The 17008-nt window shown below is 67.4% G+C and carries 11 protein-coding genes; 8 read left to right on the top strand and 3 right to left on the bottom strand.

Annotation, left to right across the window (positions count from 1 at the left end; translation table 11 throughout):
- Positions 1–3: 3 nt before the first annotated feature.
- The 4 genes from ACIODU_RS16315 to ACIODU_RS16330 all read left to right on the top strand — a co-directional run bounded on the left by ACIODU_RS16315 (position 4) and on the right by ACIODU_RS16330 (position 4544).
- Positions 4–2547 carry an ATP-binding protein gene (locus ACIODU_RS16315; RefSeq protein WP_401768033.1) on the top strand — a complete coding sequence of 848 codons (2544 nt, stop codon included), beginning with the start codon at positions 4–6 and terminating at the stop codon, positions 2545–2547.
- Between the two features lie 26 nt (positions 2548–2573).
- Positions 2574–3263, top strand: a complete 690-nt coding sequence (locus ACIODU_RS16320; RefSeq protein ID WP_356433116.1) for a response regulator — start codon at positions 2574–2576, stop codon at positions 3261–3263.
- A 141-nt stretch (positions 3264–3404) separates the two neighbouring features.
- A complete protein-coding gene (locus ACIODU_RS16325; protein WP_388336682.1) occupies positions 3405–3755 on the top strand; it encodes an OB-fold nucleic acid binding domain-containing protein in 351 nt (116 codons plus the stop codon).
- Positions 3756–3758: 3 nt separating this feature from the next.
- Positions 3759–4544, top strand: coding sequence for a DUF3159 domain-containing protein (locus ACIODU_RS16330; RefSeq protein ID WP_161308298.1), 786 nt, complete (start codon positions 3759–3761; stop codon positions 4542–4544).
- A gap of 111 nt (positions 4545–4655) precedes the next feature.
- Here ACIODU_RS16330 and ACIODU_RS16335 read toward each other — a convergent pair whose 3' ends face one another.
- A complete protein-coding gene (locus ACIODU_RS16335) occupies positions 4656–5330 on the bottom strand; it encodes a TrkA family potassium uptake protein (RefSeq protein ID WP_327234080.1) in 675 nt (224 codons plus the stop codon).
- Positions 5330–5998, bottom strand: coding sequence for a TrkA family potassium uptake protein (locus ACIODU_RS16340; protein WP_161308300.1), 669 nt, complete (start codon positions 5996–5998; stop codon positions 5330–5332). The genes ACIODU_RS16335 and ACIODU_RS16340 overlap by 1 nt, the downstream gene beginning before the upstream one ends.
- Positions 5999–6203: 205 nt before the next feature.
- Here ACIODU_RS16340 and ACIODU_RS16345 point away from each other — a divergent pair, with 205 nt between their 5' ends.
- The 4 genes from ACIODU_RS16345 (at position 6204) to ACIODU_RS16360 (ending at position 13849) form a co-directional block, all read left to right on the top strand.
- Positions 6204–8255 (top strand): APC family permease, encoded by a 2052-nt coding sequence (locus ACIODU_RS16345; RefSeq protein WP_401768036.1) that lies wholly within the window; start codon positions 6204–6206, stop codon positions 8253–8255.
- Between the two features lie 134 nt (positions 8256–8389).
- Complete coding sequence (locus ACIODU_RS16350; RefSeq protein WP_401768038.1) at positions 8390–9733, top strand: class I SAM-dependent RNA methyltransferase; 1344 nt, start codon at positions 8390–8392, stop codon at positions 9731–9733.
- 846 nt (positions 9734–10579) lie between these two features.
- Positions 10580–12820, top strand: coding sequence for a tetratricopeptide repeat protein (locus ACIODU_RS16355; RefSeq protein WP_401768039.1), 2241 nt, complete (start codon positions 10580–10582; stop codon positions 12818–12820).
- Positions 12821–12850: 30 nt separating this feature from the next.
- Positions 12851–13849 carry a hypothetical protein gene (locus ACIODU_RS16360; protein WP_401768041.1) on the top strand — a complete coding sequence of 333 codons (999 nt, stop codon included), beginning with the start codon at positions 12851–12853 and terminating at the stop codon, positions 13847–13849.
- Positions 13850–13865: 16 nt separating this feature from the next.
- Here the strand turns inward: ACIODU_RS16360 and ACIODU_RS16365 are convergent, their stop codons facing one another.
- Positions 13866–16985, bottom strand: coding sequence for a DEAD/DEAH box helicase (locus ACIODU_RS16365; protein ID WP_401768043.1), 3120 nt, complete (start codon positions 16983–16985; stop codon positions 13866–13868).
- Positions 16986–17008: the final 23 nt, after the last annotated feature.

Below are 17008 nucleotides of genomic sequence, written 5' to 3' on the forward strand. Positions count from 1 at the left end.
GCCATGGGACGCGGCAAGCTGAGGATCTATCTGGGTGCGGCGCCCGGGGTCGGCAAGACGTACGCGATGCTCTCCGAGGCCCACCGCCGGGTCGAGCGTGGTACGGACTGCGTCGTCGGCTTCGTCGAGCACCACGGCCGGTCCCGTACGGAAGTCATGCTGCACGGCCTCGAAGAGGTCCCGCGCCGGGAGCTGGAGTACCGGGGGACGCTCTTCACCGAGATGGACGTGGACGCCGTCCTGGCCCGGCACCCCTCCGTCGCGCTCGTGGACGAGATGGCCCACACGAACGTCCCCGGCTCCCGCAACGAAAAACGCTGGCAGGACATCGAGGACCTGCTCAGGGCCGGTATCGACGTCGTCTCCACCGTCAACATCCAGCACCTGGAATCACTCGGTGACGTGGTCGAGTCCATAACGGGCGTACGGCAGCGGGAGACCGTACCGGACGAGGTGGTGCGGCGGGCGGACCAGATCGAGCTGGTCGACATGTCCCCGCAGGCCCTGCGCCGCCGCATGGCCCACGGCAACGTGTACAAACCCGACAAGGTCGACGCGGCCCTCTCCCACTACTTCCGGCCGGGGAACCTGACCGCGCTGCGTGAGCTGGCGCTGCTCTGGGTGGCGGACCGGGTGGACGAATACCTCCAGGAGTACCGGGGCGAGCACAACATCCGCTCCACCTGGCAGGCCCGCGAACGCATCGTCGTCGGCGTGACCGGCGGACCCGAGGGCCGTACGCTCATCCGCCGCGCGGCCCGCCTCGCCGAGAAGGGCGCGGGCGGCGAGGTGCTCGCCGTCTACATAGCGCGCAGCGACGGCCTCACCGCCGTGTCGCCCAAGGAACTGACCGTCCAGCGCACCCTGGTGGAAGACCTCGGCGGCACCTTCCACCACGTCATCGGCGACGACATCCCCTCCGCGCTGCTCGAATTCGCCCGGGGCGTCAACGCCACCCAGATCGTGCTGGGCTCCAGCCGCCGCAAGACCTGGCAGTACGTGTTCGGCCCCGGCGTCGGCACGACCGTCGCCCGGGAGTCGGGGCCCGACCTCGACGTCCACATCGTCACGCACGAAGAGGTGGCCAAGGGGCGCGGGCTGCCGGTGGCGCGCGGGGCCCGCCTCGGACGCCAGCGGATCATCTGGGGCTGGCTGGTCGGGGTGGTCGCGCCCGTCCTGCTCTCCCTGCTGCTCACGGCCCTGAACGACACGCTCGGACTCGCCAACGACGTCCTGCTCTTCCTCTTCCTGACCGTGCTGTCCGCGCTGCTCGGCGGCCTGCGGCCGGCCCTCGCCTCCGCCGCCGTGAGCACCCTGCTGCTGAACTTCTACTTCACCCCGCCCACCCACACCCTCACCATCCAGGACCCCAAGAACCTCGTGGCCATCACGATCTTCTTCGCGGTCGCCGTGGCCGTCGCGTCGGTGGTGGACCTGGCGGCCCGCCGTACGCACCAGGCCGCCCGGTTGCGGGCGGAGTCGGAGATCCTGTCGTTCCTCGCGGGCAGTGTCCTGCGCGGGGAGACCACCCTGGACGCCCTGCTGGAGCGGGTACGGGAGACCTTCGCCATGGAGTCGGTCGCCCTCCTGGAGCGCGGCGGCGACGTCGAGCCCTGGACCCGCGCGGGCAGCGTCGGTCCGGCTCCCGTGGACCGCCCCGAGGCCGCCGACGTGGACATGCCGGTGGGGGACCACATGGCGCTGGCGCTCTCGGGGCGGATGCTGCCGGCCGAGGACCGGCGGGTGCTGGCCGCCTTCGCCGCCCAGGCGGCGGTCGTCCTGGACCGGCAGCGGCTCGTGGGGGAGGCGGAGCACGCGCGGGCCCTGGCGGAGGGCAACCGCATCCGTACGGCGCTGCTGGCGGCGGTCAGCCACGACCTCCGTACCCCCCTGGCGGGGATCAAGGCGTCGGTCACCTCCCTGCGCTCCGACGACGTGGAGTGGTCCGAGGAGGACCGGGCCGAACTGCTGGAGGGCATCGAGAACGGCGCCGACCGGCTGGATCACCTGGTGGGGAACCTGCTGGACATGTCCCGGCTCCAGACCGGAACCGTCACCCCTCTGATCCGCGAGATAGACCTCGACGAGGTCGTCCCGATGGCGCTGGGCGGGGTCCCCGACGGCAGCGTCGTCCTGGACGTCCCCGAATCGCTGCCCATGGTCGCCGTCGACCCCGGCCTCCTGGAGCGGGCGGTCGCCAACATCGTGGAGAACGCCGTCAAGTACAGCCCGTACGGACAGCCCGTCACCGTCGCGGCGAGCACCCTCGGCTCCCGCGTCGAGGTGCGCGTCGTGGACAGCGGCCCCGGTGTCCCCGACGATGCCAAGGACCGGATCTTTGAACCCTTCCAGCGCCATGGCGACGCCCCGCGCGGCGCCGGGGTCGGCCTCGGACTCGCGGTCGCCCGCGGCTTCGCCGAGGCCATGGGCGGCACCCTCGCCGCCGAGGACACCCCCGGCGGCGGCATGACCATGGTCCTCACGCTCCGAGCGGCCCCCGGACCCGCGCCGGCCCCCTCGGGACAACCCGCCCGCGTCAGCTCATGACCGGGCCCGCAGAAAGGCAGACCCCTATGACCCGGGTGCTCGTGGTCGACGACGAGCCGCAGATCGTGCGCGCCCTCGTGATCAACCTCAAGGCGCGCAAGTACGAGGTGGACGCGGCGGCCGACGGCGCCGGCGCGCTCGAACTCGCCGCCGCCCGCCACCCCGACGTCGTCGTCCTCGACCTCGGGCTGCCGGACATGGACGGCGTCGAGGTGATCAAGGGCCTGCGCGGCTGGACCCGTGTCCCGATCCTGGTGCTCTCCGCCCGCCACACCTCGGACGAGAAGGTCGAGGCGCTCGACGCGGGCGCCGACGACTACGTCACCAAGCCCTTCGGCATGGACGAGCTGCTGGCCCGGCTGCGCGCCGCCGTCCGGCGGGCGGAACCGGTCGGCGGGGACGGCGACGAGGGGGTGGCGCTGGTCGAGACGGAGGGCTTCACCGTCGACCTGGCCGCGAAGAAGGTCCACCGCGAGGGACGGGACGTACGGCTCACGCCCACCGAATGGCACCTGCTGGAGGTCCTCGTACGGAACACGGGCCGGCTCGTGAGCCAGAAACAGCTCCTCCAGGAGGTCTGGGGGCCCTCGTACGGCACGGAGACCAACTATCTGCGGGTCTACATGGCCCAGCTGCGCCGGAAGCTGGAGGCGGATCCCTCGCACCCGCGCCACTTCGTCACCGAGCCGGGCATGGGCTACCGCTTCGAACGGTGATGCGAGCGCGGGCCGGGCGGCGGGCGTGTCGCGGCTCGAAACCGGGTTCGAAAACCTGGCGCGGGACCCGCGAACGCGGAGCCCGGGGCCCGGTACCCTCAAGGTATGAGTGCTGAGAAGCCGGGCGGCCGCTTCCGCCGCATGCTCGAACGGCTGTCCAGCTCCCAGGAGGATCTGGAGTCCGAGGAGCTGCGGGAGGACACGCAGGCGTCGGGCTGCACGCGGATCTCCGAGTGCAGCGACCGCCAGATCGTCCGGGTGGCTGGTACGTTGCGGACGGTCACCCTCCGTCCACGGGCGGGAGTCCCCGCTCTGGAGGCGGAGCTGTTCGACGGCACCGCGCCGCTGGACGTCGTGTGGCTGGGCCGGCGCTCCATCGTGGGCATAGAGCCGGGCCGCAAGCTGATCGCCTCCGGCCGGATCTCCATGAGCCACGGCCGCCGGGTGCTGTTCAATCCCAAATACGAAATCCGACCGCTCGGACAGGAGTAGCCGGTGACGTCACTCGACAAGCCCGCCGCCTCGACAGCCCCACCCGCCTCTCCCGCCACGGCGGACCAGCAGGCGGCCGACGCGAAGGCCGTCACAGAAGCGGCGCTTTTCGAGGCCTTCGGCGGCCTGCGCGGCATGGTGGAGACGGTCCTCCCCGGACTGCTCTTCGTCACGATCTTCACGATCAACAAGGACCTGCACACGTCGGCCATCGCCGCCGTGGGGGTCTCGCTGGTGCTCCTCGTCGTCCGGCTGGTGCGCCGCGACACGGTGAAGCACGCGTTCAGCGGGGTCTTCGGGGTCGCCTTCGGTGTCGTCTTCGCGATGATGACCGGCAACGCCAAGGACTTCTACCTGCCCGGCATGCTCTACACGCTGGGCCTGGCCGTCGCCTACCTGGCGACCGCCGCCGCCGGAGTGCCGCTGATCGGGCTGATCCTGGGCCCGGTCTTCAAGGAGAACCTGTCCTGGCGCACCCGTAACCCCGGCCGCAAGAAGGCCTACGCGAAGGCCAGCTGGGCGTGGGGCCTGATCCTCCTCGCCAAGTGCGCGATCCTCTTCCCGCTGTACTGGTGGGCGGACACGGCGCAGCTCGGCTGGGTCCTGGTCGCGCTCAAGATCCCGCCGTTCCTGCTGGCGGTCTGGCTGACCTGGGTCTTCCTGGCGAAGGCGCCGCCGCCCATCGACGTGTTCGCGGAGATGGAGGCGGAGGAGGAGGCCGAGAAGGCCCGCAAGGCCGCCGCCGCGGGGACGTCGGACGGCCCGGTGAGCCACCGCCGCGAGGCGTAGGGCCCGCTCCGTACGGGATTGACGTACCGGAGACGCTTCGGGCGCCGGACCACGACTGGTCCGGCGCCCGAAGCCGTTTTTCTCTTTTCTTGACTTCTTTTGACCCGCCGGTCAGTCCGTCTCCTCGCGGAGCACCGACAGCAGGTCCTCCAGCTGCTCCTCACGCGCCTGCGCCGCCACGAACAGCAGCTCGTCGCCCGCCTCCAGCGTCTCCTCCGGATTCGGCGTCAGCACACGCGTCCCGCGGATGATCGTCACCAGCGAGGTGTCCTCGGGCCAGACCACGTCCCCGACCTGCGTGCCCGTCACCGCGGACTCCGGCGGCAGCGTCAGCTCGACCAGGTTCGCGTCCCCGTGGCTGAAACGCAGCAGCCGTACGAGATCGCCGACGCTCACCGCCTCCTCCACCAGCGCCGACATCAGACGGGGCGTGGAGACCGCGACATCGACGCCCCAGGACTCGTTGAAGAGCCACTCGTTCTTCGGGTTGTTGACCCGGGCCACCACCCGCGGCACCCCGTACTCGGTCTTGGCGAGCAGCGAGACGACCAGATTCACCTTGTCGTCGCCCGTCGCGGCGATCACCACGTTGCAGCGTTGCAGCGCGGCCTCGTCCAGCGAGGTGATCTCACAGGCGTCGGCCAGCAGCCACTCCGCCAACGGCACCCGCTCCACCGAGATGGCGGTCGGTGCCTTGTCGATCAGCAGGATCTCGTGACCGTTCTCCAGCAGCTCGCCGGCGATGGAACGGCCCACCGCCCCGGCCCCGGCAATCGCGACGCGCATCAGTTCCCGCCTTCGTCCGGGCCCTCGGCGAATGACGCCTCGACCTTCTCGATCTCGTCCGTACGCATCATCACGTGGACGAGGTCGCCCTCCTGGAGCACCGTCTGCGACGTCGGCAGCATGGCCTCGCCCAGCCTCGTGAGGAACGCCACGCGGACGCCCGTCTCCTCCTGGAGCGTGCTGATCTTGTGCCCGATCCAGTGCGCCGACGTGTGCACCTCGGCGAGCTGCACCCCGCCGCTCGGATCCCGCCACAGCGGCTCCGCGCCGGACGGCAGCAGCCGCCGCAGCATCTGGTCGGCGGTCCAGCGGACCGTCGCCACGGTGGGGATGCCCAGGCGCTGGTAGACCTCGGCGCGGCGGGGGTCGTAGATGCGGGCCGCGACGTTCTCGATGCCGAACATCTCCCGGGCGACGCGCGCCGCGATGATGTTCGAGTTGTCGCCGCTGCTGACCGCCGCGAAGGCGCCGGCATCCTCGATCCCCGCTTCCCGCAGGGTGTCCTGGTCGAATCCGACGCCGCTGACCCGGCGGCCACCGAAACCGGAGCCGAGCCGACGGAAGGCCGTGGGGTCCTGGTCGATCACGGCGACCGTGTGCCCCTGCTGCTCCAGGGTCTGCGCGAGTGCGGCTCCGACCCGGCCGCATCCCATGATGACGATGTGCACGTGCGCTTACCCCGCAGTCCTGGTCATCTCGCTGACCTGCGAAAACACCCTGTTCACTCTTCCTTCTCGGCATACGCGCCACCGGCGGGACACCGTATACCGTGTCCCCTGCACCTGAGCTTATGCGGCAACGCCGCCGTTGCCGCCATCTCAGTAGGCGGTGCTGCCTGCACAGCTCATCGTTCGAACGCATACGATCCTTTGCGTGTCCAAACTGACCGACGTGCCCAAACGGATTCTCATCGGGCGGGCGCTGCGTAGCGACAGGCTGGGAGAGACCCTCCTCCCCAAACGCATCGCCCTGCCCGTCTTCGCCTCCGACCCGTTGTCCTCGGTGGCGTACGCGCCGGGAGAAGTCCTCCTGGTCCTGTCCGTCGCGGGTGTGTCGGCGTACCACTTCAGCCCGTGGATCGCCGCCGCCGTCGTGGTCCTGATGTTCACGGTCGTCGCCTCGTACCGGCAGAACGTGCACGCGTACCCGAGCGGGGGCGGCGACTACGAGGTCGCCAACACCAACCTCGGGCCGAAGGCCGGCCTCACCGTCGCCAGCGCGCTGCTGGTCGACTACATCCTGACCGTGGCCGTGTCCATCTCGTCCGGGGTCGAGAACCTCGGCTCGGCGATCCCCTTCGTCATCGAGAACAAGGTCGCGTGCGCCGTCGGGATCATCATCCTGCTGACGATGATGAACCTGCGCGGGGTACGGGAGTCGGGCAAGCTCTTCGCGATCCCGACGTACGTCTTCGTCGGCGGCGTCTTCCTCATGATCCTCTGGGGCGCGTTCCGCGGTCTGGTCCTCAACGAGACCATGCACTCGCCGACCAGCGACTTCAAGATCAAGGCGGAGCACCAGGGGCTGGCCGGCTTCGCGCTGGTCTTCCTGCTCCTGCGCGCCTTCTCCTCCGGATGTGCCGCGCTCACGGGCGTGGAGGCGATCAGCAACGGCGTCCCGGCGTTCCGCAAGCCCAAGAGCAAGAACGCCGCCACGACCCTCGCCCTGATGGGCGGCCTGGCCGTGACCATGTTCTGCGGCATCATCGGGCTGGCCATGGCCACGCACGTGAAGATGGCGGAGTTCCCGGAGACGGACCTGCTGCGGAGCAGCGGCGTCCCGGTCGGCCAGGGGTACGTCCAGAACCCGGTGATCTCCCAGGTGGCGGCCGCGGTCTTCGGCGACGGAACGTTCTTGTTCGTGGTGCTCGCGGCGGCCACGGCGCTGGTGCTGTTCCTGGCCGCGAACACCGCGTACAACGGCTTCCCGCTCCTCGGCTCGATCCTCGCCCAGGACCGCTACCTGCCCCGCCAGCTGCACACCCGCGGCGACCGCCTCGCGTTCTCGAACGGCATCGTCCTGCTGGCCGGCGCGGCGGCGCTGCTCGTCTGGATCTACGGCGCGGACTCGACGCGGCTGATCCAGCTCTACATCGTCGGGGTCTTCGTCTCCTTCACCCTCAGCCAGACCGGCATGGTCCGGCACTGGAACCGCCACCTCAGGACCGAGAAGAACGTGGCGAAGCGCCGCCACATGGTCCGCTCCCGGGCCATCAACGCCTTCGGGGCGTTCTTCACGGGCCTGGTGCTCGTGGTGGTCCTGGCGACCAAGTTCACCCACGGCGCCTGGGTCGCGCTGCTCGGCATGGTGATCTTCTTCGCCGTGATGACCGCGATCCGGAGGCACTACGACCGGGTCGCCGAGGAGATCGCGGCGGCGGAGGGCCCGTCCGACGACAGCGTCAGGCCGTCGCGCGTGCACTCGATCGTCCTCGTCTCCAAACTCCACAAGCCGACGCTGCGCGCCCTCGGATACGCGAAGCTGATGCGCTCCGACACCCTGGAGGCGCTGTCCATCAGCGTCGACCCGGCGGAGACGAAGGTGCTGCGGGAGGAGTGGGAGCGGCGCGGCATCAACGTACCGCTGAAGATCCTGGACTCCCCGTACCGCGAGATCACCCGCCCGGTGATCGAGTACGTACGCGGCCTGCGCACCGAGAACCCGCGGGACGCGGTCAGCATCTACATCCCCGAGTACGTGGTGGGCCGGTGGTACGAGCACCTGCTGCACAACCAGAGCGCGCTGCGCCTCAAGGGCCGGCTGCTCTTCACGCCGGGGGTGATGGTGACCTCGGTGCCGTACCAGCTGGAGTCCTCGGAGCGGGCGAAGAAGCGCGCGAAGAAGAGGGCGGTGTACCAGGCACCGGGGGCGGTGCGGCGGGGCCCGGTGGACGAGCGGCCGAAGGAGCCGACGAACAAGGGCTGAGGGTTTCCGGGGTGGCGGGCGGCGGGACGGGGCGCCCGTACACTGGTGGGCTGAGCAGGAGCACGGGCGTGTCTCCCCCTCACGTCCTTCCCCCCTCCCCCCTGATCTCCCCTTGAACTTGGAGCCACTCCCTCATGCAGACAGAACCGCAGCCTTCTTCCGAGCAGGCGTCGCTGGTGGGGGAGGAGTACGAGGTCGAGGTCGGCCCTGTCGCGCACGGCGGCCACTGTGTGGCCCGTACCGACGAGGGCCGAGTGCTGTTCGTACGGCACGCGCTGCCCGGCGAGAAGGTCCGGGTACGCGTGACGGAGGGCGAGGCGGACTCGCGCTTCCTGCGTGCCGACGCGGTGGAGATCCTCGACGCGTCCAAGGACCGGGTCGAGGCGCCGTGTCCGTACGCGGGCCCCGGCCGGTGCGGTGGCTGCGACTGGCAGCACGCCAAGCCGGGCGCGCAGCGGCGGCTCAAGGGCGAGGTCATCACCGAACAGCTCCAGCGGCTCGCGGGCCTGACGCCCGAGGAGGCCGGCTGGGACGGGACCGTTATGCCCGCGCCCGGCGACAAACTGCCGGCGGGCGAGGTGCCGGCGTGGCGTTCGCGGGTGCAGTACGCGGTGGACGAGGACGGCAGGGCGGGCCTGCGCAAGCACCGCTCGCACGACATCGAGCCGGTCGACCACTGCATGATCGCCTCGGAGGCGGTCAGCGAACTGGGCGTGGAGAAGCGCGGTTGGCCGCAGATCGCCACGGTCGAGGCGATCGGCGCGTCGGGCTCCGGCGACCGCCAGGTCGTCCTGGCGCCGAGGCCGGGCGGGAGGCTGCCGCTGGTGGAACTGGACAAGCCGGTGTCGGTGCTGCGGGTCGAGGAGCACGACGGGGGAGTGCACCGGGTGCACGGCCGCGCGTTCGTCCGCGAGCGGGCGGACGGCCGTACGTACCGCGTCGGCATGGGCGGCTTCTGGCAGATCCACCCCGAGGCACCCCAGCTGCTGGTGGAGGCCGTGATGCAGGGCCTGATGCCGAGGAAGGGCGACACGGCGCTCGACCTGTACTGCGGGGTGGGCCTGTTCGCGGGCGCCATCGCGGAACGGGTGGGCGAGACCGGCGCGGTGCTGGGCATCGAGTCGGGCAAACGAGCGGTGGAGGACGCGCGCCACAACCTCCAGGACCTGCCCCGGGTCCGGATCGAACAGGGCAAGGTCGACCAGGTCCTGCCGCGCACGCACATCACGGAGACGAACCTGATCGTCCTGGACCCCCCACGCGCGGGCGCCGGCAAACAGGTGGTCAAACACCTCGCCACCCTCGGCGCCCGCCGCATCGCCTACGTGGCCTGCGACCCGGCAGCCCTGTCCCGAGACCTGGCCTACTTCCGAGAGGCGGGCTACAAGCCCCGCAAACTCCGAGCCTTCGACCTCTTCCCAATGACCCACCACGTGGAGTGCGTGGCCATCCTGGAGCCGGTGAAGAAGACGGTCTGACCTGCAATTTACGGTGTCGGTAGTTCACTCGACCTGTCTCCAGGCATACAAAGGGAAATCGGCGGAGGTCACCGTGGCCGGTCTGATCTGCGGTTTGGCGACCGAGGTAAGGGCTCGAGGGCAGCGACGGCGTTGAAGCGGGTGCCGGTCGGCACCCAGAAAGCGACGTCCTGACAGCGGCGTCGCGTCGGTCGCCATCCCGCTCGGCGAGGGGCGCCGCCCGGGCCAGGCGGCCTCCGGCGGTCTGTGTTGACGACGGGACCTTGCCGGGGCGGGGGAGCGGCTGTCCAAGGGTGCGCTCGCTGGTGGCCGGGACACTGATGTAGGTGGGGGGGCGTTGTACTCAAAGGTCGTTGCGGCTTCCGGTGCCGAGTTTCGACGGTTTGGCCGTTCCGGTCAAAGGTGATACCGGGCAAATCATCCTGCGGACAGCGTTCAGGACCGGCACATCATGCAGGGGCTCTCTGCGCCAATCTGCGCCAAGGCATCACGCTGCGCCTCCATGGACCTGGCTTCGCTACGGTGCGGGCCTCCTGCCGGGCGCGACGAAGTGGACCGCCCGCCTCCAGGATCGGGCAATCTGTGGCATTTTCTGCACAATTCCCTAATTTATAGCGCTTTGGCTGTTTCCTGTCGTCGCAAGAAACAGGAAACCTATTCCGCTGGCGGCTGGATGCCGGGATGCTGGGTTCTGCGTCGGGGGCGTGGGTGTTCTCGACTTTCCGTTCGATCTATTCGGTTGTGAGGGGAGTTTTTCATGCACACTCATCGTCGCGGTGATCGTCCTGTCCTTTGAAATCGGAAAATGCGCCCTCAAGTGTTGAGAGAAAGGCTGAAATTCCCGTGATGGATGATCCGATCAATTTCGGTACTGCGCTCCGGCGCAGGCGCAGGGAAGCTCGGATTTCGATCTCTGAAATGGCTCGGCGTGTCCACTACAGCAAGGGATACCTGAGCAAGGTGGAGACCGGCAGGTCCGCTGGAAGTCTTGGTCTTGCCCAAGCGTGTGACAGGGAGTTGGGAGCCGGTGGAGAGTTGGCCGAGTTGGCACCCAATAAGCGGAATGAGGAGTCGACTTTACCGACTGCTTTCGGGTTCAATGGGCTGCCGCCGGTGACGGGTCATTTCATCGGGCGGTCGAAGGAGCTTGATGATATTTCTTCGTTCGTCAATGAAGATACTGGCGAGAACGTGTGCCTGATTAGCGGTATGGCGGGAGTGGGCAAGACTTCCCTGGCGTTGCGCGGAATCTGGAATGCGGCGGAGTCATTTTCCGACGGATGTCTGTTTCTTAACCTCGGTGGGGGCACTCCGGGCGGGAGAGAAATCACACCCCACGCTGCACTCGATGCGTTGCTCAGAATGCTCGGAGTTGCGGGCGAGCGTATTCCTTCGAGTGTCGATGCCCGGGCAAATCTGTACCGGAGTGCTCTGCGGGGAAAGCGCATGCTGATCTTCTTCGACAATGTTCGCAGTGCTGCACAGGTTATTCCGTTGCTCCCGGCGGAACAGAAGTGCAGGGTGATTATCACCAGCCGGAGCCGGCTTCACGCCCTCGATGATGCGATGTATCTGTCAATGGATGCGCTTGCGGCGGAAGAGGGAATCGCGCTCTTCCGTTCCGCCGGCGGTCATCGTGCTGATCACGCGGACCACGACACCGTGACTCGTATTGTGGCGCATTGCGGCGGGCTGCCACTGGCGATCCGTATCGCGGCGGCCAGGTTCCGGGGCAACTCGGCCTGGACTCCCAGGGACCTTGAGGCACTGCTCGCCGACGAGAAGTCCAGGCTGGGCGTGCTCGACGACGGTGAGCGCAGTGTCGCAGCGGCCTTGGCGGTTTCCTGTCGTGCGCTCACTGGTGAGCAGCGGCGTCTGTTCGCCCTGCTGGCCTTGTATCCGGGGCCCGAGGTGTCCGTCGGGAGCGTAGCCGCTCTCGCGGGTGTCGATCCGCTGCTGGCGCGGAGCCTGATGGATCGACTGGGTGACGCGCATCTGGTGACGTATGTCGCGGTCGATCGGATCACCCTCCACGACCTCGTCCGTGATTTCGCCCGCAGCTTCGTTCTTCCCGGCGTGCCGCAGCAGGCCCAGGACGTTTCCGTGCAACGGCTGCTCGATCACGCGTTGCTGTGGATCGGGGAGAGCAACGCGCTTCTCACCCCCCATCGCTATCGAATGGCCCATTCTGCGGCGAAACCTGCGGACCATCAGAAGTTCGCCGACCGTCAGTCCGCGCTTGACTGGATCGCCGTGGAGTGGGTCGGTCTGGTGGGGATGTGTCATCTGGCTGCCGAGCGGGGGTTGCACAGTCGGTGCTGGCAGTTGGCGTTTGCGCTACGGGAGTACTTCTTTCTCAATAAATTGTGGGATCCCTGGATCGAGACCCATCTGGTCGCGGTTGACGCGGCCCGCGTGTCGCGACATCGACAGGGGTTGGCAATGTCGCTCAGCAACCTAGGAATCGGATACGTGGACCGAGGGGATCTGGCTGCTGCTGTCGAGAGGCATCAAGAGGCCCTGGAGATCTTCCGGGAGCTGAATGACGAGCGTGGCATCGTCGATGCTTTGTGCAACCTGGCGTGGGCGGATCTTTACCGAGGAGAACCCGAGAATGCGCTGTGCGGCTTGCGTGTGGCGCTGAGCCATTACCGGCGCATGGGAGACGACAGGAAAGCGGCCATCACGCTCCGTGGTATCGCGCTCACGGAGTCGCAGCTCGGTCTGTACCTGGATGCGCTTCACCACGCGAAGCAGGCTCGCGAAGTATTTCGCACTCTGGATCTCCGGTTGGATGTAGTGATGTCGACCAATTGCATCGCCTGGGCGCACTTCAGGGCTGGCGAATATCAGGGCGCTGCCTTCCACTACGACCTTGCCGCTATCCAGGCCGAGCGATTCGGGAGCTGCTATGAGAGGGCCCGGGCGCTGGTCGGACTGGGTAATGTCCACGCCGCGTCCGGACGGCATGCCGAAGCGGCTGAGCAATGGGCGCATGCCGATGAGGTCCTTTCTCCGCTGTCGCCCGTCATGGTGGGGGAAGCGCGGGTACGTATGGCGTGGCCTGCTATGTCGATGCGGAATTAGGGAGCTGGTGCGGAAAGGTGAGGGTGCAAGATGGAATTCAGCGCGGCGGAGATTCTTTCGGAACTCAAGAACCTTCGTAGAGGATTCGGTATGGAGGACCCCCATGCGCTGGCGCGTGCCGGTAGTGGACTGCGGTACGTCGCGGGCGTGGCCGCCGAGGATGATCCGGCCAGACAGCGTGAGAAGATCAAATCGTCTCTGCTGAAGTGGACCTGCGCGCTTCCCTTCGATCTGTCCTTCTACAGCAGGGTTGCCCTCGCCCTCGATGGCTCGGGTACCGAGCGATTCGAGCGCAGGCTGCGAAGGATCGCTGTAGAACTCGACCGTGATGCACGTACGGCGCGTCGGCGGGTCGACGAGGCGTTCGAGCGCCTTGCCGAGGAGGTAATGGCGGCAGTGGTGCCGCCACCACCCCCGCGCCCCGGAACACCTTGGCATCTCAGAAGCATGAAGACGCTTGTCCTCCTCGGCCTCCGAGGCACTGAGGTCATCGAGGAACGACGCATTGTGAGTCACCGGGACGGATTGACGGACATCTCCCACTCGTCCACCTTCGTGGCAACGAGCATGGAGACGCGCGCGGCCGACCTCAGGGACGTTGACATCGCCGTGCTCCAAGGCGGTACGTCGTCCGGGTTCGCCCGGCTGTCGGCCACCAGACTGGGGCTTCGCGTACGACTTCCTCACGCGCTCGACGCGGGGCACAGTCATGCACTGACGTTCCGCACCTCGGCGCCTGGCGGGAAGGCGTTCGCACCGTACTACGTGTGCACGCCCAGATTCCCGTGTGAGCGGTTCGATCTCACGGTCCGTTTCGACGGATGTCCCCCGCCACACCGGGTATGGCGTCTCGACGACGTACTCCCGCTGGAGGCCGGAGATACCTCGCTCTGCCGCGGTGCGGTTGAAGTCAACGCGGTGGGAGAGGTCCGCGCTGTGTTCACCGACCTGGAACCGAACCGCTCGTACGGTCTCGGCTGGGAGCTGGCACCCTTCCGACTGCACTTGCCCGTGCACTCGGAAAAGTAGGAACAGCGTTCGCTGATCAGTCCTCCGGCAGCGGAAGCAGATCACTGAGGTCAGGTTGGTCGGCCTCGGTCCGGGCAGCGTCGGCCGCGTTCAGCAGGGTGTGCAGCAAGGAGTCGTCATCGCCGACCGCGGCCAACAGAAGGGCGCGGTCGGCGGTGACGATCGCGTCGATGGTCCCGAACCCACCGCTGAGAAGTCTGAGATACACCGGGCGTGGGATCCGTCGTTCCGTGTACCGGGCAAGCGGCACGAACCCCTTGGGAATGCCCAGTTCGAGTTGGACCGGCAGCAGGTCCGGCAGGTCGCCGAGATCTGCCGTCGGATGCACATGCGCCGCGATGTCCAGGACCGCGCCCATGACGTCCGCCGTCCGCTGGGCCGCCTGGCGGATCGGGCCGGTACGCCCAGTGACGCGCTGCTTCAAGGTGATCGCCTTCTCGATCCCCGACAGCGGCAGGCCCTTCGTCCACATCAGGCAGGCGAGGGCACTGCGGGCGCGACCGTGCCCAGTGCCGTTCCGGTGCTGGTCGCCCAGCACCCGGGCGACCAGAGCCTCGTGCGCGCCCTGCTCCTTGAGCATGGATTCAAAGGACTTACGCTCGACGCTCGCCATGGGGCCGCGATGCTCGAAGCGGACGTCATGTAGTTCCGCGGTGAGATGAGCCGCGCAGATGAGTGTCATCCGGTTGATGCCATCGGCAGGTACCGCTCGTAGTGCCTGGACGACGGCGTCGACCGAGTCGACACCCAGACCGCTTCGGATGACGATCTCTCCCAACGGTGTCAGAGAGAGTCGGGAGTCCGACCTTTCCAGGAATTTGCTTTCTGTCAACTGTGCTAGGGCCGTGCTCAGGCCCGGTCCCGGAAAGGGCGCCGTCGACGGGGCGGCCCGGTGCTGGTGGGCCGCGAAGGTCCAGGCGAAGAACTCCTCGATGCCGGCGTCGTTCAACCGCCCCAGCTGTGCGACCGGGCCGGCGAACGCAGAGAGTACTGACGATCGCAGATCAGTCGCCGAATCGGGCAGCGCGGACCGGATCGGGCCGGGCGCGGCAAGAACGTACTCCCGTTGGATGCGCTGGGCCTCCAGGGGACCCTCGGCCAGGACGAAGGAGCGACCTCGTTCGGTGAATCCTTTGCGCCCGGCGCGACCCGCCATGTTCTTGTACTCGGGCACGGAGTACTTGCGTTCGCCATCGCCGGGGTGATCGAGCTCGCAGATCACGACGGAGTCCGCCGGCAGGTTGACCCCCTGGGCGAGCGTCGTCGTGGAGACGAGTACCCGCAGCTCGTTCCCGGGCTGCTTGAACGACTCCTCCAGCAGGCGTCGCTCCTCGTCGCTCAGGTCGGAGACGTGGAAGGCGACGCCTCTCGCCAGGCATTCGCGCAGCCGATCGTTGACCTGCCCGTCATCCCCCTGGGGCAGTTTGCTGATCACGGTTTCGGCCGGTGGGAGGCCGAGGCGTCGGGCGAGGCTCAGGGCGGTGGTACGGACGTCACTCCGGGTGGCACGGAAGACGATGACCTGATCGCCTTCCTCGACCAGTCGTGCCGTGAGCTCCACCGGCAACTGGTCGAAGGAAGGGACAGCGTGCGGCAGAAGCTGTTCGGTCCGGTCTTCTCCGTCGTCCTGTCCGTCGTCTCCCGTATCCGCCCGATAGACGAATCGGCCGTCCGTTCCGATGACGCCTTCCACCAGGACAGTCTCCCGCTTCTCACGTCGGACCAGCGTGGCATCGAGCCACTCGGCGAGTCCGTCGGCATCGCCGAGTACAGCGGACAGACCGACGATCTGGGGCACGTGTGCACTGCGCTTGCGCATCTTCATCCAGGTGAACAGCATCTCCAACCGTGGCCCGCGCTCGGGCAACCCCAACGCGTGGATCTCGTCCACCACCAGGACTCCGACACGGTCCAGGAGGTGGGGATGTCCGGAGAGCAGGCCGATGTACTTCTCGTAGGTCAGAATCGCCAGCTGGTAGTCGCCCTTGAAAAGCTTGGAGATGTCGTCCCGCAACTCGCCTGTGGCTCGGATCGTCCTGACTCCCGCGGCGCCGTACAGGTCCGTGAACCGTTCGTACTGGTCGTTGACAAGGGCACGGGTGGGCAGCAGGAAGACGGCCTTTCGGCCCTGGGCCACGGCACGCATCGCGGCGATCTCGCCGATCATCGTCTTCCCCGCGGACGTGGGCGCGCTCACCAAAATGTTGTTTCCGTCCAGAAGCACCGCCTCGTTGACGGCGTCGACCTGCAGGTGGTTCAGTTTGATGATCTTCCGGCGCCAAGCGGCGATGACGTCCTCGTGGATTCCGTAGGCGCCGAGACTCGACAAGGCGCGAGTGATACGCGGAGGTTGCCAGAAGTCATCGACCTCGAGGTAGCCCCGACCGGGCCTCAGGACGGGGAGGCTCATGTTCGCTGCCCAACCACCGAAGTGCGGCTCTTGGGATTCATTCTTCAGTTCGAGTCTATGGGAACTGATGCTCGTGAAGAGGTATTCGGTCAGCTTGGTCAACGGGATCTTGCCTTCACTGGACAGACCCTTGTCGCCCATGAGAGCACGAATAAGGTAGTAGCTCAGCAGACCGTGACGCAACTCGGCGCTCTCCTGGGCTTCTTGGTCCTTGCTGGTTGCGGTGAAAATGAGCCGACCACTACCGGTGATCTCATGCAGCACATCCCGGGGGGAAGGCTGTGTGGAGCGGCTCGTGTAGCTGCCCTGTGGCTCCGGCAGCACTTTGGCAAGGGCCGAACCCGAGAAGCAGCAGTCCAGTGCCACCAGCAGTCTCTTCGCTTGGATCGCGTCGATCAGATCCGTGAACTCGTCCAGACGCAGGGCTGTTTCAGCCGGCCTTGCCCTGTCCGCGTCGTAGGTGACCAGCTCGGCGGTGCGCGTACCGTGGCCGGAAAAAGTGATCACGACGAAGTCGTCCGGGTGGCTGTCGCGTCCGAGCTGTCGCATTTCTGTCAGCAATCTGTCCTTGGTGGCGTCGCTGTCCAGAACTAGGCTGGTCCGCCCCTGGTAGTTGTCCGAGAACAGTGCATGGAGCGCGGTGGCGTCCCGCTTGGCAAATTTCAGTGTCGGTAATCCTGGTTTCTGGTAGTTGTCTACTCCGATGAACAAGCCGTGGAATGCCATCCGTCCTCCGGAAGTTCTGTTGT

Origin of the sequence: Streptomyces sp. NPDC088261 (assembly GCF_044740805.1) — a bacterium.
GTDB lineage: Bacteria > Actinomycetota > Actinomycetes > Streptomycetales > Streptomycetaceae > Streptomyces.

Bases quoted from the DNA above. Each gene is read 5' to 3' on its own strand.
- ACIODU_RS16315 (WP_401768033.1), top strand. From the start codon at position 4: ATGGGACGCGGCAAGCTGAGGATCTATCTGGGTGCGGCGCCCGGGGTC.
- ACIODU_RS16320 (WP_356433116.1), top strand. From the start codon at position 2,574: ATGACCCGGGTGCTCGTGGTCGACGACGAGCCGCAGATCGTGCGCGCC.
- ACIODU_RS16325 (WP_388336682.1), top strand. From the start codon at position 3,405: ATGCTCGAACGGCTGTCCAGCTCCCAGGAGGATCTGGAGTCCGAGGAG.
- ACIODU_RS16335 (WP_327234080.1), bottom strand. From the start codon at position 5,330: ATGCGCGTCGCGATTGCCGGGGCCGGGGCGGTGGGCCGTTCCATCGCC.
- ACIODU_RS16350 (WP_401768038.1), top strand. From the start codon at position 8,390: ATGCAGACAGAACCGCAGCCTTCTTCCGAGCAGGCGTCGCTGGTGGGG.
- ACIODU_RS16355 (WP_401768039.1), top strand. From the start codon at position 10,580: ATGGATGATCCGATCAATTTCGGTACTGCGCTCCGGCGCAGGCGCAGG.
- ACIODU_RS16360 (WP_401768041.1), top strand. From the start codon at position 12,851: ATGGAATTCAGCGCGGCGGAGATTCTTTCGGAACTCAAGAACCTTCGT.
- ACIODU_RS16365 (WP_401768043.1), bottom strand. From the start codon at position 16,985: ATGGCATTCCACGGCTTGTTCATCGGAGTAGACAACTACCAGAAACCA.